Origin of the sequence: Corynebacterium suedekumii (assembly GCF_030252185.1) — a bacterium.
GTDB lineage: Bacteria > Actinomycetota > Actinomycetes > Mycobacteriales > Mycobacteriaceae > Corynebacterium > Corynebacterium suedekumii.
Map to the genome: position 1 here is coordinate 1681842 of NZ_CP126970.1, position 16671 is coordinate 1698512.

General features: G+C 68.6%; 18 protein-coding genes and 1 pseudogene. 11 read left to right on the forward strand and 8 right to left on the reverse strand.

Annotated features, from left to right (window positions below; translation table 11 throughout):
* Nucleotides 1-106 precede the first annotated feature (106 nt).
* Nucleotides 107-769 carry a hypothetical protein gene (locus QP029_RS08450; protein ID WP_284873898.1) on the forward strand — a complete coding sequence of 221 codons (663 nt, stop codon included), beginning with the start codon at nucleotides 107-109 and terminating at the stop codon, nucleotides 767-769.
* On the opposite strand, the gene QP029_RS08455 is transcribed toward QP029_RS08450, so the two are convergent.
* Entirely contained in the window at nucleotides 735-1211 is a 477-nt protein-coding gene (locus tag QP029_RS08455; RefSeq protein WP_284873899.1) for a nucleoside deaminase, read from the reverse strand. The two genes, QP029_RS08450 and QP029_RS08455, sit on opposite strands and share 35 nt — an antisense overlap.
* Nucleotides 1212-1238: 27 nt before the next feature.
* Here QP029_RS08455 and QP029_RS08460 point away from each other — a divergent pair, with 27 nt between their 5' ends.
* Nucleotides 1239-2147: an NADP-dependent oxidoreductase gene (locus tag QP029_RS08460; RefSeq protein ID WP_284873900.1), complete on the forward strand. Its 909-nt coding sequence runs from the start codon at nucleotides 1239-1241 to the stop codon at nucleotides 2145-2147.
* Here the strand turns inward: QP029_RS08460 and QP029_RS08465 are convergent.
* Nucleotides 2098-3144 (reverse strand): CNNM domain-containing protein, encoded by a 1047-nt coding sequence (locus tag QP029_RS08465; protein ID WP_284873901.1) that lies wholly within the window; start codon nucleotides 3142-3144, stop codon nucleotides 2098-2100. The genes QP029_RS08460 and QP029_RS08465 overlap by 50 nt on opposite strands.
* A complete protein-coding gene (locus QP029_RS08470) occupies nucleotides 3141-4502 on the reverse strand; it encodes a hemolysin family protein (protein ID WP_284873902.1) in 1362 nt (453 codons plus the stop codon). The genes QP029_RS08465 and QP029_RS08470 overlap by 4 nt, the downstream gene beginning before the upstream one ends.
* A 229-nt stretch (nucleotides 4503-4731) precedes the next feature.
* On the opposite strand from QP029_RS08470, the gene QP029_RS08475 reads away from it, so the two are divergent.
* Complete coding sequence (locus QP029_RS08475; protein ID WP_284873903.1) at nucleotides 4732-5562, forward strand: Bax inhibitor-1/YccA family protein; 831 nt, start codon at nucleotides 4732-4734, stop codon at nucleotides 5560-5562.
* Nucleotides 5563-5619: 57 nt separating this feature from the next.
* Here the strand turns inward: QP029_RS08475 and QP029_RS08480 are convergent, their stop codons facing one another.
* The 4 genes from QP029_RS08480 to QP029_RS08495 all read right to left on the reverse strand — a co-directional run bounded on the left by QP029_RS08480 (nucleotide 5620) and on the right by QP029_RS08495 (nucleotide 7560).
* Nucleotides 5620-6084 (reverse strand): hypothetical protein, encoded by a 465-nt coding sequence (locus tag QP029_RS08480; protein ID WP_284873904.1) that lies wholly within the window; start codon nucleotides 6082-6084, stop codon nucleotides 5620-5622.
* A gap of 4 nt (nucleotides 6085-6088) precedes the next feature.
* On the reverse strand, nucleotides 6089-6406 hold the full coding sequence (locus QP029_RS08485) for a hypothetical protein (RefSeq protein ID WP_284873905.1): 318 nt from the start codon (nucleotides 6404-6406) through the stop codon (nucleotides 6089-6091).
* A 39-nt stretch (nucleotides 6407-6445) separates the two neighbouring features.
* On the reverse strand, nucleotides 6446-6964 hold the full coding sequence (greA, locus tag QP029_RS08490) for a transcription elongation factor GreA (protein ID WP_284873906.1): 519 nt from the start codon (nucleotides 6962-6964) through the stop codon (nucleotides 6446-6448).
* A gap of 134 nt (nucleotides 6965-7098) precedes the next feature.
* A complete protein-coding gene (locus QP029_RS08495) occupies nucleotides 7099-7560 on the reverse strand; it encodes a DUF4307 domain-containing protein (protein WP_284873907.1) in 462 nt (153 codons plus the stop codon).
* Nucleotides 7561-7724: 164 nt separating this feature from the next.
* Between QP029_RS08495 and mca the strand changes: the two genes are divergently transcribed.
* The 5 genes and pseudogenes from mca to QP029_RS08520 all read left to right on the forward strand — a co-directional run bounded on the left by mca (nucleotide 7725) and on the right by QP029_RS08520 (nucleotide 11608).
* Nucleotides 7725-8627 (forward strand): mycothiol conjugate amidase Mca, encoded by a 903-nt coding sequence (mca, locus tag QP029_RS08500; protein WP_284873908.1) that lies wholly within the window; start codon nucleotides 7725-7727, stop codon nucleotides 8625-8627.
* Nucleotides 8628-8641: 14 nt separating this feature from the next.
* Nucleotides 8642-8959 carry a hypothetical protein gene (locus QP029_RS08505; protein WP_284873909.1) on the forward strand — a complete coding sequence of 106 codons (318 nt, stop codon included), beginning with the start codon at nucleotides 8642-8644 and terminating at the stop codon, nucleotides 8957-8959.
* A 223-nt stretch (nucleotides 8960-9182) separates the two neighbouring features.
* Nucleotides 9183-10295 (forward strand): 3-deoxy-7-phosphoheptulonate synthase, encoded by a 1113-nt coding sequence (locus tag QP029_RS08510; protein ID WP_284873910.1) that lies wholly within the window; start codon nucleotides 9183-9185, stop codon nucleotides 10293-10295.
* A gap of 16 nt (nucleotides 10296-10311) precedes the next feature.
* Nucleotides 10312-11072 (forward strand): annotated as a pseudogene (locus QP029_RS08515) (isoprenyl transferase).
* The gene (locus QP029_RS08520; RefSeq protein ID WP_284873911.1) at nucleotides 11069-11608 is read left to right on the forward strand and encodes a flavodoxin domain-containing protein; all 540 of its coding nucleotides are present in this window, start codon (nucleotides 11069-11071) and stop codon (nucleotides 11606-11608) included. The pseudogene QP029_RS08515 and the gene QP029_RS08520 overlap by 4 nt, the downstream one beginning before the upstream one ends.
* Here QP029_RS08520 and coaA read toward each other — a convergent pair.
* A complete protein-coding gene (gene coaA / locus QP029_RS08525; protein ID WP_284873912.1) occupies nucleotides 11605-12531 on the reverse strand; it encodes a type I pantothenate kinase in 927 nt (308 codons plus the stop codon). The genes QP029_RS08520 and coaA overlap by 4 nt on opposite strands.
* 130 nt (nucleotides 12532-12661) lie before the next feature.
* On the opposite strand from coaA, the gene glyA reads away from it, so the two are divergent.
* Genes glyA through QP029_RS08540 form a run of 3 tightly spaced genes read left to right on the forward strand, consistent with a single transcriptional unit; the run spans nucleotide 12662 to nucleotide 16649 of the window.
* Entirely contained in the window at nucleotides 12662-13960 is a 1299-nt protein-coding gene (gene glyA, locus QP029_RS08530) for a serine hydroxymethyltransferase (RefSeq protein WP_284873913.1), read from the forward strand.
* A 14-nt stretch (nucleotides 13961-13974) separates the two neighbouring features.
* Nucleotides 13975-15918 carry an aminodeoxychorismate synthase component I gene (gene pabB / locus QP029_RS08535; protein ID WP_284873914.1) on the forward strand — a complete coding sequence of 648 codons (1944 nt, stop codon included), beginning with the start codon at nucleotides 13975-13977 and terminating at the stop codon, nucleotides 15916-15918.
* The gene (locus QP029_RS08540) at nucleotides 15915-16649 is read left to right on the forward strand and encodes an aminotransferase class IV (protein ID WP_284873915.1); all 735 of its coding nucleotides are present in this window, start codon (nucleotides 15915-15917) and stop codon (nucleotides 16647-16649) included. The genes pabB and QP029_RS08540 overlap by 4 nt, the downstream gene beginning before the upstream one ends.
* The last annotated feature ends 22 nt before the right edge of the window (nucleotides 16650-16671 follow it).

Below are 16671 nucleotides of genomic sequence, written 5' to 3' on the forward strand. Positions count from 1 at the left end.
TGCTGGCGCTGAAAAGATGTCGATTACTCGGTAAAAAGCCCGGTTCTTCCTGTGAATATAACTGTCCGGGGCGACTTCCCGGCCGGGGTTCGGCATGCTTTCTGCCATGGACGGAAATGTGTGGACACGGGTGCTGTATGAGCCTGACCGTGACGAGTCAGGGGCGGTGACGGTGCCGGGTACCGCGGTCGTCGATGAGGTGAGGCGACGGTTGGCGGCGCCGGTGGTGCCGTCGGCGCCGGTGGAGACGGTGGTGGGGGACGTGGGGGCGTCGATAAGCGGGGTCGGGGACCGGTGCGTGCGGGTGTCGGTCACTGATCTCGATGGGCTGCGGGAGGCGGCGTGGGAGGCGGGCCTCGGGCTCGTCGATGAGCAGCGTGGTGTGGTGGGGGTGTTCGGGGATGAGGATCCGCGGATCACACGGCGCAGCAGTGGCCGCGAGGGGGAGACGGCGTCTCGGTCGGGGCTGTCGAGCCTGCTGGCGCAGGCGCGGCAGGATGAGCTGGCCGGTAATCCGGACGGCCTGGACGATGTCTACCGTGGATTCGTCGTGCTCACGGACCAGGACCGCAGTACGGCGGAGCTCAGGTGTTCGGCGCGGGCCGCGTACCGGGGCGCGCGTGAGCTGTTCCAGGTGGAGGTGCGTGACGGCGTCCGCCACGTCATGGCGATGGTCGACGGGGACGAGGCGGAGGAACTGCTGCGCCGGTGGATGGACGGGGACGTGACGTTGCTCAGTGATCCGCGGTGGCGGCCAATCGACGGATGAGCTTCTCCACGACCGCGGCGAGCTCCTCGTCCGGACCGTCGACGACGGCACCGGGGATCACCTGCGCGATGGGCAGGACGGCGCTCGGGGAGGGCGTGGTGCTCCAGCCGGCGATCTGGGCGGAGGAGGCGGCGTAGACGATGCGTCCGAGCCCGACCCAGCCGTGCGCGGCGGCGCACATCGCGCAGTGCTCGCCGGAGGTGTAGACCACGGCCGTCGCCCGCTGGCCGGGGGTGAGGTTCCCGGCGGCCCACCGGGCGATGGCGAACTCGGGGTGCCGGGTCCGGTCGCCGCCGGAGACGTGGTTGCGGTCGGCGAACAGTTCCTCCCCGTCCGCGGAGACGAGGACGGATCCGTAGGGTTCGTCGCCGGCGTCGAGGGCCTCGCGGGCCAGATCGACGGTGCGGCGCAGCCAGGTCCGGTCGTTGTCGCTGATGCTCATGTCCGCCAGGATAGCTAGGTTGGGGGCATGCGCATCTTCGGTTTCACCGCCCACGGAGGCCCTGAGGTCCTCGGTTTCCTCGACGTCCCGCAGCCGGAGCCCGGCCCCGGGCAGGTGCTCATCGAGGTGGCGGCGACGTCCGTCAACCCCGGTGACCTCAACACCCGGGAGGGGAGCAACGACTTCGAGATCGTCTTCCCCATGGCGTTCGGCCGGGAGGCGGCGGGCACCGTGGTGGGTACCGGGGAGGTGGTGTTCGGTTCGGCGGCGTCGGGGCACGGTACCTTCGGCACCCACGCGCTTCTCGACGCCGCCTCCGTCGCCCCCGTGCCGCCCGGCCTGGATGTCCGGGACGCGGCGTGCATCCCGGTGGCCTACGGCACCGCGTGGGACGCCCTCGACCAGCTGGATCTGCCGGATGGGGCGACCCTCGTCGTGCTCGGGGCCGGCGGGGGAGTGGGCACCGCGATCACCCCGCTCGCGGTGGCCCGCGGCCTGAGGGTCATCGGGGTGGCCTCGGCGGGCAAACAGGAACTGGTCGAGTCCCTCGGCGCCCGCCACGTCGTCTCGGGTGAGGGCTGGGTGGACCGGGTCCGGGCGGTGGCGGCAGCACCGGACGCCCTGTTCGACGTGGTCGGCGGGGAGGTGCTGCGCGAGGGGGCGTCGCTGACCGACCGGCTGGTGTCCGTGGCCGACAAGCCACTGGTGAAGGAACTCGGTGGTACCGATGTCACCCGCCGGCGCACCCGGGAGGTCTTCGGCGCGATCGCCGAGACGCTGGCCCGGGGCGGGGCGGCCGTCACGGTCGGGGCGGTCTACCCCTTCGAGCAGGCCACCGAGGCGGTGGCCGAGGTGGAGGACGGCCACGCCGTGGGCAAGGTGGTGGTCACCGTCGGTGAGACAGCTCCTCCTCGATACTCGGCCACAACCGGCTGAGGATGTCGTCCCAGGTGATCACACCGACGACCTCGCCGGGCTCATCGGCGACCCCGTCATCGGGGACGACGATGGCCACCTGCTCGTTGTTGCCGCGCATGATGTTGAGCGCCTCCGACATCGTCGTCGACTGGGGCAGCGTGAGCGCGGGCCGCGAGTAGCGGTCCGCCGGGGTATCCGCGTCGGCGAGCAGGGTGTCGCGGACGTGGACGAGGTGAGGGGCGGGATCGGTGGCGGATGCGGGGGCGTCGATAAGCACCCGCATGGACCCCGTGGACCGGGAACGGTCCTGCACCTGCGCCACCATCGCATCGGACGGCAGCAGCGTGCGCGGAGTGACGGCCTCACCGACGGAGGCGAACTCGAGGGCGATGACACCGGAGATCTGTGACGCCGAGGCATCGTCGAGGGCGCCGGAGTCACGGGAGTGCTCCACGAGACTACGCAGCATGTCCGCGTCATAGCCCTTCGCGGCGGCCCGCTCGACCGGCTCCTCGCCGGCCTTCTTCACCAGCTTGTTGGCCATCTGGTTGATCCACGTCAGCAACGGACGGAACACCGCGATGAACCCGCGGGCCGGCCGGGCGATGACCCGGATCGCGGACTCCGGGTGGGCTATCGCCCACGACTTCGGGGCCATCTCGCCGACGACCAGGTGCAGGAACGTGACGATGAACAGCGACAGCGCGAAGGACACCGCGTAGCCCACGGAATCCGGCAGCGCGCCGAACGCCGGCTCAATGAGATGGTGCACCCACGGCTTGGTGATCGCGCCGAGGGCGAACGTGGCCGCCGTGATGCCCAGCTGGGCACCGGCGAGCATGACGGTCAACTCGTTGAGGCTGCGCAGCGCCGCGCGTGACGACGCCGACGACTCCGCCGTCTCCTCCAACCGGTTACGGCGGGCGGCGAGCAGCGAGAACTCGATGACGACGAAGAAGGCCGACGCCACGATGATGAGCACCGTGACAGGTAGGGCGATGTACCAGTTCATCATGAGCGCTCCTCCTCGATCAGTTCGATGCGGACCTCCGACGGAACGTGGCGGTCCACCTCCTCCACACTCATGCGCAGGGTGCGCACGGGGGCATCCTCACCATCGATGTAGTCCTCCGGTTCGGGCTCCAGCTCGATGTCGTGGACCTCACCCTCCTCGACCAGGCCGCCGGTGTGGGAGATGAGCAGACCCGAGATCGTCTCGAAGTCACCCTGGGGCAGGTCATGGCCGATGGCACGCTCGATCTCGTCGAGCGGGGTGTCACCGTCGACGAGCCACTCATCCTCGTCCGTGGCGGTGATGTCCTCCGACATCTCCCCGTCGTGCTCGTCACCGACGTCGCCGAGGATCTCCTCGGCCAGGTCCTCGATGGTGATGATGCCGACGAAACCGCCGTACTCGTCGATGACGCACGCCAACTTCTGCTGCGCCTCCTCCAGAGCGGTCACCGCATCGGGCAGGGACATGAGCTCCGGGACGACCACGACATCCCGCATGATCGCGGTGACGGTCGTCGCCTCCGGCAGGGTGCTGTCCAGCACGTCGATGAGGTGGACGAGGCCGACCGGATTGTGGTCGTCGTCGATGACGGGGTAGCGGGTGTGCTCGGTGGACATCAGGGCCCGCACCTCACCGATGGTGGTGGCAGGCTCGACGACATCGGCACGCGAACGGGGGACCATGGCGTGCTCGACATCATGGTCGGGGAAATCCAGCAGGCGGTCGAGCACCAGGAAGGTACCCGGATCCAGTTCACCGCTGTCACGGGAGCTGGACACGATGTGGCCCAGATCCTCGGCGGTGGCGGTGGAGTCGACGTCCTCGACCGGCTCGATCCGCAGCAGGCGGAGCAGAGCGTTGGAGGAGACGTCGAAGAAACGGATCAACCAGCCGAACACGGCCAGGTAGATCGACGTCGACCGGGCCATCGCCAGGGAGGACTTCAACGGGGCGGCGATGGTGTAGTTCTTCGGGAAGAGCTCACCGAAGATCATCTGCACGACCGTGGAGACGACGAGCGCCAGGACGGTGCCGACGCCCACGGACACGGCGGTGGGCACACCCACGCCGCCGAGCAGGACACCGAGGGATTCACCCACCAGCGGCTCGGCGATGAAACCGACGAGCAGGCCCGTCACGGTGATGCCCAGCTGGGCGCCGGAGAGCATGAACGACGTCCGGTTGGTCACCTTGAGGGCGGCCTTCGCCTTGTCGTCGCCGTTGTCGGCCCGGGTCCGCAGTTCATTGCGGTCCACGGACATGTACGCGAACTCCTGGGCCACGAAGTAACCGTTGGCCGCGATGATGAGGCCGATGATGACAAGGCCGAGAAGGAGTGTCAACACTGCTGTGATCATGCCGCCCCCTCGCCTGTGACACCGGTGGAACTGGTCAGGGGGCGGAATGTACTTCGAGGAGGCTCCACTTGGGAGAGTTCACCTACGCTTTCGATCATGTGTTGACACGGGAACAGCGAACAGCATACATGGCACCGCGTCACCCGGGGAACTATTTTCTGGCTTGCTACGTTGTAGTGGGTACAAGCAAACAATGGATCGACTCGATCAGAAAGGACCGGGCCTACACGTGCGTAGCAGCAACCCTGTCATGAATTCACTCTCCAGTGCCAAGGGCGGTGCCCAGCGCGGCGCCTTCGAGGTTGGCGGACCGCAGGGTTACCAGGACCCCTACGCCGGTTACGGCCAGGCTCCGGCACAGGCCACGGGTGAGCGGCCGATGACCGTCGACGACGTCGTGTCCAAGACCGGCATGACCCTCGGCGTCATCGTCCTGTTCGCCGTCGTCAACTTCGGTATCTCCCTGGTCAGCCCGGGTCTGGCGGTCCTGCTCACCATCGCCGGTGCCATCGGCGGCCTGGTGACGGTGCTCATCGCCACCTTCGGCAAGAAGTACGGCTCCGCCGCCGTCACCCTCATCTACGCGGCCTTCGAGGGCCTGTTCGTCGGCGGCATCTCGCTGCTGTTCTCCGGCATGCTCTTCGGTGACGCCAACGGCGGTGTCCTCATCGGACAGGCCGTCCTGGGCACCCTGGGTGTCTTCCTCGGCATGCTCTTCGTCTACAAGACCGGTGCCGTCAAGGTCACCCCGAAGTTCAACCGCATCCTCACCGGCGCCATCGTCGGCGTCCTCGTCCTCGCCGTGGGTAACCTCCTGCTGGCCCTGATCACCGGTGCGAACCCGCTGCGTGACGGTGGCATGCTCGCCATCATCTTCTCCCTCGTCTGCATTGGTCTGGCGGCGATGAGCTTCCTCTCAGACTTCGACGCCGCCGACAAGATGATCCGTGCCGGAGCACCGTCCAAGATGGCGTGGGGTGTCGCCCTCGGCCTGGCCGTGACCCTGGTCTGGCTCTACACCGAGATCCTGCGACTGCTGTCCTACTTCCGCAGTAACTGATCCTGACCATGACGAAAGGCCCGCCGGAGCGGGCCTTTTTTCATGCGGTCAGCAGGTCTACAGGACGATGTCGCGCCCGTCGACGGTGATGGTGCTGAACACCTCGCCACCGGAGCCGGCGACCGGGTCGGAGAGCTCGACCTCGACGTCGTCCGTCGTGGAGACGGACCCACCCGACGTCCGGGTTTCCCGGGCGGCGGTACCGACGGCTGTCTCCTCGTCCCAGTCCGTCCACTCGATGTCCACGACGCGATCATCGTCATCGGTGCACGACAGGGACAACGAGTCCGGGGCATGCTCCGGGGTGCCCACGCAGTCGATGACCCCGGGCAGGTCGGCAGAGACAGTGAGGGTGGCGGGGGTCGAGCTGGACGTGCCGGAGGATGTCGGAGCGGCCACGAACTCCGTGGCCGTGTCCACCTTGCGGTCGGAAGGGTTCTCGTTCGGTGGACTGCAGGCGGACAGCACGACACCCAGGCCGATGATGCCTGCAACGGCGGCCTGGGTGGAGCGGGAGATCATGTGGCTAGCCGGTGAAGGTGGCGGTCGGCTGCGCCGGTGTGACCGGTGCCTCGCCGACGGCCGGGTCCTCGACACCGGTGCCGGTCTCGGCCTCGGTGGGCTCACCGACGCCCGGCTCGGTCATGCCGGGCTCGGCGACCTCGGAGGAGGAGACGACGGAGGAGGAGCTGTCAGCCTCACCGGCCGGTGCCTGGAACTCGGTCGCGGTGTCGACCTTGAGGTCGGACGGGTTCTCATTCGGCGGGGTGCAGGCGGCCAGAGCCAGCGCGAGGGTGGCGGCGCCGGCGACTGCTGCGGCCTTGCGGGTGAAGATGCGGGACATGGTGAAGCTCCTCCGTGTGGTCACTGTTTGTAGATGAGATTACTTCGCGGTGCGCGGCGTGGCAGCGAGTTGGGAATCATAGGGGGCAGCCGACTCCAGGGTCACCGTGATGACGGTGCCGTTGGGGGCGGTGTACTCCCGGGTCTCACCCTCGTGGGCGCCCAGCAGCGCGGCACCGAGGGGAGAGGCCTCGGAGTAGGTCTCCAGGTCCTTGTTGTCGGAGGCTGCGGCGCGGGTGCCGATGAGGAAGGTCTCCTTGTCGTCCTCGTTCCCGTTGTAGTAGACGTGCACGACGGATCCGACCAGGGCGACACCCTCGACGACGTGGTCACGCTCGGTGGTGGAGTTGGCCAGGATCTCGGAGATCTGCTTGATGCGGGCCTCCTCCTGGTCCTGCATCTCACGCGCGGCGTCGTAGCCGGCGTTCTCCTTGAGGTCGCCTTCCTCGCGTCGCTCGTTGATCTCGGCGGCGACGACCGGTCGGTGGTCGATCAGTGCCTGAAGCTCCGACTCGAGCTTCGCCTTGGTCTCCGGAGTGATGTACTGCTTGTCTGCCATGCCGTGCCTGCCTTCCCTGCGTACCCGGTGGGAGGGCACAAAAACTTAGCGGGGGCGGTCTGCCCCCGTCCATCACCCACCGGAGTGATCAATTCCCAGGGATTTTAACACAGGCACCCCGGGCGGCCCGTCACCTACTCCTCGACGGTGAGGTAGCTCGGCATGCTGGTCGAACAGCCGTAGACACCGCCGGAGACGGGCAGGTCGCGGGACGGGATGTCCACCTCGAAGCGTTCGACGGTCTCGCCGCCGGCGGGGACGAGGAACTCGCGACGCCCGACCTCGGCCATTCCGTAGTTGAGGGAGGTGACGATGCAGTAGGAGGGAACCGTGGTGTCCTCGCGGGTGACGTCGACCCACAGGCGCATCGTCTCGTCGTCGATGCGTTCGTGGGAGACCATGGCGACGGAGACGTCGACGGCGTTGCGGTTCATCATGTACCGGCCCACGGCCAGCACCACGGCGATGACCACGAGGACGGCCACGACGGCGATGATCTTGCCGGCGATGCCGCCCGGCTTCTTCGGCAGCGGCGACGAGGCAGAGGAGTCGCTGCCGTAGCGGGAGGCGGGGCGGCGGGCGGCGGGAGTGCTCATCTTCTACCTTCGTCAGCGATTCAGTTGGGATCATCCTAACGGATGACCGGGATGCACCGGCCCGCCGGTGGACCCATTAGGATGGGTGAGGTTATGCCTGCAGTGCCCATCAGTGCCCATCAGTGCCCTGCAGTGTCCCCGTATCGGAAAGGTAGCGAAGTCTCGTGAGCGGATTCCGGCTCCTGGCCATCCACGCCCACCCCGACGATGAAGCGTCGAAGGGTGCCGCCACCACCGCGAAATACGCCGCGAACGGTGATCGCGTCATGGTGCTGACCTGCACCGGCGGCGAACGGGGGGACATCCTCAACCCGGCGATGGACCGCCCCGGCGTGCTCGAGAACATGGTGTCCATCCGTCGCGACGAAATGGCCGCCGCCGCGGCCGCCCTCGGTGTGGAGCATGTGTGGCTCGGCCACGAGGACTCCGGCCTGCCGCAGGGTGATCCGTTGCCGCCGCTGCCGGAGGGGTGTTTCGCCCTCGAGGACGGCCGTGAGGTGGCCAAGGAGATGGTGCAGGTCATCCGGGAGTTCCGCCCGCACGTCATCATCACCTACGACGAGAACGGCGGCTACCCGCACCCGGATCACCTCAAGGTGCACGAGGCGTCCATGATCGCGTGGGAGAAGGCCGGCGACGCGGAGTTCGCGCCCGAGCTCGGGAAGCCCTGGACCCCGCTGAAGCTGTACTACACGCACGGATTCGTCCACCAGCGGATGCGGATGTTCCACGACAAGCTCATCTCCGAGGGCAAGACCAGCCCGTACGGTGCGATGCTGGAGCGCTGGGAGCGCAACCCGGCCGACATCATGGCGCGGGTGACCACCCAGGTGGAGTGCGCGGACTTCTTCCCCCACCGGGACAAGGCGCTGCTGGCCCACGCCACCCAGATTGATCCGGCCGGGGCGTTCCTGGCCACGCCGGTGGAGGTGCAGCAGGAGTTGTGGCCCACCGAGGAGTTCGAGCTGGCCCGCACTCGGGTGGCCACGTCGCTGCCGGAGGATGACCTGTTCGCCGGCATCACGCTTGACACCGGCGACTATCCTGAAGAAAACACCGGCAAGTAGGAAGAGTGCCCGTCGTGTCCATTCCCGTCACTGACCACCTCCAGACCCTCGCCCTGCATGCGCAGTCGGCGCTGGTGATCGCCCAGCAGCAGCAGGGTGGACCGCTGGGCCCCGAGTTCGGCAAGGCCTCGCCCATCGGGTTGACCATCCTCGCCGGGATGGGTGTGCTGGTCATCTTCATCGGCTGGTCCCTGGCCCGCCGGTACAGCCGGTACAACCGGCGTCGTGTCTTCGCCGAGCAGCACGGGCTGGACGTCTTCGACGTCGAGGCCGTGGACCGGGCCATGGCGGAGGCCGGGGTCCTCGACCAGCGGAAGAAACGCTGGTTCTGACCGGAGTCGCGTGGTAGCATGACCGGCATGTTCGTCCAGCGATTTTATTTTGGTGAGGCTCCGGGGCTGTATCGCAGCCACGACCGCCTCGCCGTTCCGTATGCACTGAGGGCATAACACGGATCGACGAACACCCCGGAGCCTGAAGCAGCACCTCCCCGAGAAATCGGGTGAGGGGCTGCTTTTTTGTTACCCCGAACCCGAACCAGAAAGGCCCAGCCCCATGAGCGCCCCCGTCTCCCTCGACAATTCCCCCTCCACCTCCAACCAGCGTGTCCGCGCGTTCCATGACCTGCCCAGTCCGGCGCAGGTGCAGGCGGAGCAGCCGTTGACACCCGAGCAGCTGGCCGCGGTCGCGCGGGACCGGCAGGACATCGCGGACATCTTCGCCGGTGACGATGACCGCCTGGTGGTGGTCGTCGGGCCGTGTTCGATCCATGATCCGGTCGCCGCGGCGGACTACGCCAACCGGCTGGCACCGCTGGCCCGCCGGCTGGATGAGGATCTCAAGGTGGTGATGCGGGTGTACTTCGAGAAGCCGCGCACCACGGTGGGGTGGAAGGGGCTGATCAACGATCCGCACCTGAACAACACCTTCGACGTCGCGCACGGGCTGCAGCTGGCGCGGACGGTGCTCACCGAGGTGGTCAACCTGGGGTTGCCCACGGCGTGTGAGTTCCTCGAGCCGAATTCGCCGCAGTACTACGCAGATGCGGTGGCGTGGGGTGCCATCGGTGCGCGGACGACGGAGTCGCAGGTGCACCGGCAGCTGGCGTCGGGGATGTCCATGCCCATCGGGTTCAAGAACGGGACGGACGGCAACATCCAGGTCGCGCTCGACGCGGTGTCGGCGGCGGCGAAGCCGCACTTCTTCTTCGGCACCTCCGATGACGGGCACCCGGCGGTGGTGGAGACGGCCGGTAACGGCAACTGCCATGTCATCCTGCGTGGGGGAAGTGCGGGCCCGAACTTCGACGCGGAGTCGGTGGGGCGGGTCGTCGCGAAGCTGGGGGAACGGGGCCAGACGCCGCGGTTGATGATCGACGCCTCCCACGCCAACTCGAACAAGGACCATGTGCGCCAGGCGGAGGTCGTGCGGGACGTCGCGACGCAGATCGCGGCGGGCGGGGAGGCGATCGCCGGGGTGATGATGGAGTCCTTCCTCGTCGCCGGCGCGCAGAGCCTGGACCCGGCGAAGTTGCGGATCAACGGCGGTGAGGGGCTGGTGTACGGGCAGTCGGTGACGGATGCGTGCATGGACGTCGACACCACCGTCGACCTGCTCGCGGAGCTCGCCGCCGCGGTCCGTGCCCGCCGGGAGGCCGCTGCGGGATAGACTGTGAGGCGTGAAAATGTCGCGCCTTCTCTATCCCCTCTACGAGGCTCGCCTGCTGCGTGAGCTCAAGGGCCTGCGGCAGCCGAAGCACATCGCCATCATGGCCGACGGCAACCGGCGGTGGGCCCGGGAGGCCGGGCACGCCGACATCAGCCACGGCCACCGGGTGGGCGCGAAGAAGATCGGTGAGGTCGTCCACTGGTGCGACGAGACCGAGGTGGAGGTCATCACCGTCTACCTGCTGTCCACCGAGAATCTCAGCCGTGAGGCCGCGGAACTGACCCTGCTGTTCGGCATCATCGGTGACGTGGTCGACGAGCTCTCCGGTGAGGACTACACCTGCCGCGTCCGCCTCGTCGGGCACCTGGAGTTGCTGCCGCCGGAGGTGGCCTCCCGCCTGCGGACCTCCGCGGCGCCGACGAGGAGCGCACCGGCATCACCGTCAACATCGCCGTCGGCTACGGCGGGCGCCAGGAGATCGTCGACGCGGTGCGTGACCTCATCGACGAGGAGATCGCCGCCGGCACCCCGGCCACCGACCTGGCCGCCAAGGTCACCGCCGACTCCCTGTCCACCCACCTGTACACCTCGGGCCAGCCGGACCCGGACCTGGTGATCCGCACCTCCGGCGAGCAGCGGCTGTCCGGTTTCCTGCTGTGGCAGGCCGCCTACTCGGAGATCTGGTTCACCGACACCTACTGGCCCGCCTTCCGCCGCCTCGACCTGCTGCGCGCCCTGCGCGAGTACTCCCGCCGCTCCCGACGATTCGGAAAATGATCAGGAGAATCATGACCGCCACCGTGCTCTACCAGTCCTTCTACGGCTCCACCCGCCAGTACGCCGAGGCTCTCGCGAGCCAGCTGGGCACCGTCGCGCAGGAGATCCCGGAGGATCCCTCGCGTATCGACGTCCCCCCTGCCGCACCCCTCATCGTCCTCTCCCCGGTGCACGGCCCCGCCGTCGCCGGTGCGGACCTGCTGAAGAAGCTGGATCTCACCGGCACCCCGGCCGCCCTGTGCTCCGTCGGCATGACCCTGTCGGAGGAGGCCCGCGACAAGGACCGCTCCGCCGGGCTGCTCGGCGAGAAGAAGGACGCGGTCACCCGCTTCTACCTGCCCGGACGCATGAACTACTCGGAACTGACGGGCAGACACCGCACCATCATGCGCACCATCATCACCGCGATCCGCATGAAGCCGGGCAAGTCCGACAATGACCGGGCGATGATCGACGCCAACGACCGCGACGTCGACCGCGTCGACCTCGCGGAGCTGGACCCGGTCGTGGCGTGGGCCCGGGCCAACGGCGCCTAGATCTTGCGCATCCGCACCCGCTCGACGAGGTGATCGGCGCCCTTGCGCAGCACCAGGGAGGCCCGCACCCGGGTGGGCAGGATGTTCTCCACCAGGTTGGGCAGGTTGATGGACTGCCAGATCTCGCGCGCCTCGGCGGCGGCCCGCTCATCACCTAAGTCGGCGTAGTGGGAGAAGTGCGCTCCGGGCTCCCGGAACGCGGTGGTGCGTAGCTGGAGGAAGCGGTCGATGTACCACTTCTCGATGTCCTCGGTCCGCGCATCGACGTACACCGAGAAGTCGAACAGGTCCGAGATCATCAGCGTCGGGCCGGTCTGCAGCACGTTGAGGCCCTCGACGATGAGGATGTCCGGCTGGGAGACCGTCTGCACCTGGTCCGGCACCCGGTCGTAGAGGCGGTGGGAGTAGACGGGCGCATCGACGGAACGGGAGCCGGCCTTGACGTCGGTGACGAACCGCAGCAGCGCCCGCTGGTCGTAGGACTCCGGGAAACCCTTGCGTTTCATGATGCCCCGGGCGTTGAGCTCCGCGGCCGGCAGCAGGAACCCGTCGGTGGTGACCAGGTCCACCCGCGGGTGCGAGTCCCAGCGCTGCAGCAGCACCTGCAGCAGGCGGGCGGTGGTGGACTTGCCCACCGCGACGGAGCCGGCGACGCCGATGATGAAGGGCACGTGCCCGGAGGAGTTGCCCAGGAACGTCTCGGTCGCGGCGATGAGCTTCTGCCGGGCCGAGACCTGCAGGTGGATGAGTCGCGAGAGCGGCAGATAGACCTCCGCGACCTCCTCGAGGTCGATGTTCTCGCCGATACCGCGCAGCTCCTCGACCTCGTCGGCGGTGAGCACCTGGGGCATGGACTTACGCAGGGCGCGCCACGAGGCACGGTCGAAATCCACGTAGGGGGAGCTGTCCTTGGGGCGCGACATGGCCTCCATTGTGTCACCGGGCACGCTGCGGACCCGGTTCGGGGGTATCGGGCAGCGATGGGCCGGTGACGGGGCGGTAAGCTTCACAGGCGACTGCCGTGAACTCACCGAAAGGTTGGCCCTTACCCCCATGTCCTACGCACCCGATGATCTGCGCTACCAGGAACTGTCCGTGCTTGATCCGGAGGTGGCCGCGGCCATCGACGGTGAGCTGCACCGTCAGCGCGACACCCTCGAGATGATCGCCTCCGAGAACTTCGTGCCGCGCGCCGTGCTGCAGGCACAGGGCTCGGTGTTCACCAACAAGTACGCCGAGGGCTACCCGGGCCGCCGCTACTACGGCGGCTGCGAGAACGCCGACATCGTCGAGGACCTGGCCCGCAACCGTGCCAAGGAGCTGTTCGACGCCGAGTTCGCCAATGTCCAGCCCCACTCCGGCGCCCAGGCCAACGCCGCCGTCCTCCACGCCCTGGCCGATGCCGGCGACAAGATCATGGGTCTGTCCCTGGCCCACGGTGGTCACCTCACCCACGGCATGAAGCTCAACTTCTCCGGCAAGCTCTACGAGGTCGTCGCCTACGAGGTCGACCCGGAGACCATGCGCATCGACATGGACCGCGTCCGCGAGCAGGCCCTCGCCGAGCGCCCCAAGGTCCTCATCGCCGGCTGGTCCGCCTACCCGCGCACCCTCGATTTCGAGGCGTTCCGCTCCATCGCCGACGAGATCGGTGCCGCCCTGTGGACCGACATGGCCCACTTCGCCGGCCTCGTCGCCGCCGACCTGCACCCCTCCCCGGTGCCGTACTCCGACGTCGTGTCCTCCACCGTGCACAAGACCCTCGGCGGCCCGCGTTCCGGTCTCATCCTGGCCAAGCAGGACTGGGCGAAGAAGCTCAACTCCGCCGTCTTCCCCGGCCAGCAGGGCGGCCCGCTCATGCACGTCATCGCCGCCAAGGCCGTGGCGCTGAAGATCGCCGCCACCGAGGACTTCCGTGAGCGCCAGGCCCGCACCATCGAGGGTGCGAAGATCCTCGCCGAGCGCCTCACCGCCAGTGACGCGAAGGCCGCCGGCGTCGACGTGCTCACCGGCGGCACCGACGTCCACCTCGTCCTCGCCGACCTGCGCAACTCCGAGATGGACGGCCAGCAGGCCGAGGACCTCCTCCACGAGGTGGGCATCACCGTCAACCGCAACGCCGTGCCGAACGACCCGCGCCCGCCGATGGTCACCTCCGGCCTGCGCATCGGCACCCCGGCCCTGGCCACCCGTGGCTTCGACACCGCCGCGTTCACCGAGGTCGCCGACATCATCGGCACCGCCCTCGCGCAGGGCAGGAACGCCGACGTGGACTCGCTGCGCGGCCGCGTGGGCAAGCTCGCCGAGCAGTACCCGCTGTACGACGGCCTGGAGGACTGGAAGCTCCACTAGGCCCACTGGGCGCCATGCGCATCCTGGTCATCGACAACGTCGACTCCTTCACCTTCAACCTCGTCGCCTACGTCGAGGACGTCACCGGCACCACGCCCACGGTCATCCGCAACGATGAACCGGGCTGGGACGCCGGTCGGGTGGCCGAGTTCGACGCGGTGATCATCTCGCCCGGCCCCGGCCGTCCCGACCGGCCGGGCGACATCGGCATCGGCCTCGAGGTGCTTCGCGACGCCCGCGTCCCCGTCCTCGGCGTCTGCCTCGGCCACCAGGCCCTCGCGCACGCCTGGGGTGGGGAGATCTCGCTCGCCCCGACCCCGGTCCACGGTCGGGTCTCCGCGGTCCACCACGACGGCACCGGCCTGTTCGCCGGCCTGCCGCCGCGTATCGACGTCGTCCGCTACCACTCCCTCGTGGTCACCACCGTGCCCGAGGTTCTCGAGGTCACCGCCCGCACCGACGACGGCCTGGTCATGTGCCTGGCCCACCGGCACCTGCCGCAGTGGGGCGTGCAGTTCCACCCCGAGTCGATCGGCGGGTTCGACGGGCACGCGATCATCGCCTCCTTCCTCCGGCTGGCCGCCGAACGCAACCGGCGCTCCCGTTCCCGGTGGCGGCTGCACACCGTCACCGTCGACGCCGAGGTGTCGGGGGAGGCCGTCCAGGAACTGCTGGCGGAGAACTCCTTCTGGCTCGACTCCACCACCACCGACCACGGCACCGGGCGTTTCTCCTACCTCGGCGACGGCTCCGGCCCCCTGGCCCGGGTGTGGACCGGGCGGGCGGGCACCGTCCTGGACACCCTCGCCGCGGACCTGGCCGCCAACACCATCGACGCGGGCGACGTGGACTTCGACTTCACCTGCGGATGGGTCGGCTGGCTCGGCTATGAACTCAAGTCCGAGTGCGGCGGGGCGGCAGCGCATACGTCCCGCTACCCGGACGTCGGCTTGATCTTCGCCGACCGGGCCGTGGTCATCGACCACGCCCTGCAGCGCACCCACGTCATCGCGCTCATCGGCTCGGAGCATGACGCCGCCCAGCGGGCGTGGTGCGCGGAGACCGCGCAGCTGGTGGCGGAGCTGACGGAGCCGGTGGTCTCGGCTGTGGTGGGGCACGGGGGCGTCGATACGCTGCGGGCACGGCACCCGCGGGAGGAATACCTCGACCTGGTGGACAGCTGCCTGGCGGAAATCCGCATGGGTGAGACCTACGAGGTGTGTCTGACCAACGAGCTCACCGCCGACGGCACCTTCGGGGCAGGGGCGTACACGGCGCTGCGGGCGGCCAACCCCACCCCCTTCGGCTCCCTGCTGCGCATTGGCGGGGTCACGGTGCTCTCCTCCACACCCGAACGTTTCCTGCGGGTCAGTGCCGGCGGGGTCGTGGAGTCCCGGCCCATCAAGGGCACCCGACCGCGCGGTGCGGACCCCCGGGAGGATGCCCGGCTGCGTTCGGACCTGGCGGTCAGCGCCAAGGACCGGGCCGAGAACCTCATGATCGTCGACCTCGTGCGCAACGACCTCACCCGCATCGCCGAACCCGGGAGTGTGCGCGCCCAACCGCTGTTCCAGGTCGAGTCCTACGCCACCGTCCACCAGCTGGTGAGCACCGTCACCTGCCGGCTCGGTGAGGGGCGCACGGCCGTGGACACGGTGCGCGCCTGCTTCCCGGGCGGATCCATGACCGGCGCCCCGAAGTTGCGGACGATGGACATCATCGACCGGCTCGAGGGTGGACCCCGGGGCATCTACTCCGGGGCGATCGGCTACTTCTCGCTCAACGGCGCGATGGACCTGGCCATGGTCATCCGGACGATCGTCGCCACCCCGGACGGCGTGAGCTACGGCGTCGGCGGGGCGGTCATCGCCCTGTCGGACCCGCCCGGCGAGTACGAGGAGACGGTGACCAAGTCCGCACCGCTGCTGCGGCTGCTCGGCCAGGAGTTTCCCGCATGATTTACCGCTGGAACGGTGCGCGGCTGGTGGAGTGCGCGGAACCGTCGACGCCACCGGACGTGGTTGACTCCTGGGTGCAACGGGACGGTCACCGCTGCGCCACCGAGGCACGGCACCGGGAACGATTCGCCGCGAACGTCCCCGGGGCAGGGGAGTTCCTTGATGCGGTGTTCGCCCACCCCTGGCCGACGGAGCAGGCGTGGTTCCCGCGGATCGAAGCCCACGGACACGACCTCTACCTCCGCGTCCGCCCCGCACCACCGGTGCGGACCACCACCGTCCTGTGGATCCCACCCGATCCGGACCCCCGTCGGGTGCCCGGTGTCAAAGGCCCGGATCTCGCCGTGCTCGGAGAGCTGCGCCGTCAGGCACAGTCATTCGGCGCCGACGACGCTCTGCTGTGGACCCCGGACCGCCTCGGTCGCCTTGTCGCGGAGGCGGCGAACAGCGCGGTGGCCTGGTGGGAGGACGACCACCTCATGTTTCCCCAGCACCCGGGCCAGTTGCCCTCGGTGACCGCCGGAGCGACCGCGGACATGATCTCCGGAGTCGGATCCCGGCCGATCACGGTCGAGGAACTCATGGCCTGCCCCGTCTGGGCGGGCAGCGCCCTGCACGGGTGGACCGAGGTCGTCGGCTGGGTCGGGCCGGCGGGGGAGTGCCTTCCGGCCGTCCGGGCGGACACGCCGATGACGGCGGAGCAGGTGTCGACGTTGCTGCGGTGGGGGTGAGGGTGGCGGCCCTGTCTGCAGT

Coding starts and splice junctions, on each gene's coding strand:
- QP029_RS08520 (WP_284873911.1), top strand. CDS start 11,069: ATGATCAGGAGAATCATGACCGCCACCGTGCTCTACCAGTCCTTCTAC.
- QP029_RS08495 (WP_284873907.1), bottom strand. CDS start 7,560: ATGAGCACTCCCGCCGCCCGCCGCCCCGCCTCCCGCTACGGCAGCGAC.
- QP029_RS08460 (WP_284873900.1), top strand. CDS start 1,239: ATGCGCATCTTCGGTTTCACCGCCCACGGAGGCCCTGAGGTCCTCGGT.
- QP029_RS08455 (WP_284873899.1), bottom strand. CDS start 1,211: ATGAGCATCAGCGACAACGACCGGACCTGGCTGCGCCGCACCGTCGAT.
- QP029_RS08450 (WP_284873898.1), top strand. CDS start 107: ATGGACGGAAATGTGTGGACACGGGTGCTGTATGAGCCTGACCGTGAC.
- glyA (WP_284873913.1), top strand. CDS start 12,662: ATGTCCTACGCACCCGATGATCTGCGCTACCAGGAACTGTCCGTGCTT.
- QP029_RS08485 (WP_284873905.1), bottom strand. CDS start 6,406: ATGTCCCGCATCTTCACCCGCAAGGCCGCAGCAGTCGCCGGCGCCGCC.
- QP029_RS08480 (WP_284873904.1), bottom strand. CDS start 6,084: ATGATCTCCCGCTCCACCCAGGCCGCCGTTGCAGGCATCATCGGCCTG.
- QP029_RS08510 (WP_284873910.1), top strand. CDS start 9,183: ATGAGCGCCCCCGTCTCCCTCGACAATTCCCCCTCCACCTCCAACCAG.
- QP029_RS08540 (WP_284873915.1), top strand. CDS start 15,915: ATGATTTACCGCTGGAACGGTGCGCGGCTGGTGGAGTGCGCGGAACCG.
- greA (WP_284873906.1), bottom strand. CDS start 6,964: ATGGCAGACAAGCAGTACATCACTCCGGAGACCAAGGCGAAGCTCGAG.
- pabB (WP_284873914.1), top strand. CDS start 13,975: ATGCGCATCCTGGTCATCGACAACGTCGACTCCTTCACCTTCAACCTC.
- QP029_RS08470 (WP_284873902.1), bottom strand. CDS start 4,502: ATGATCACAGCAGTGTTGACACTCCTTCTCGGCCTTGTCATCATCGGC.
- QP029_RS08465 (WP_284873901.1), bottom strand. CDS start 3,144: ATGATGAACTGGTACATCGCCCTACCTGTCACGGTGCTCATCATCGTG.
- coaA (WP_284873912.1), bottom strand. CDS start 12,531: ATGTCGCGCCCCAAGGACAGCTCCCCCTACGTGGATTTCGACCGTGCC.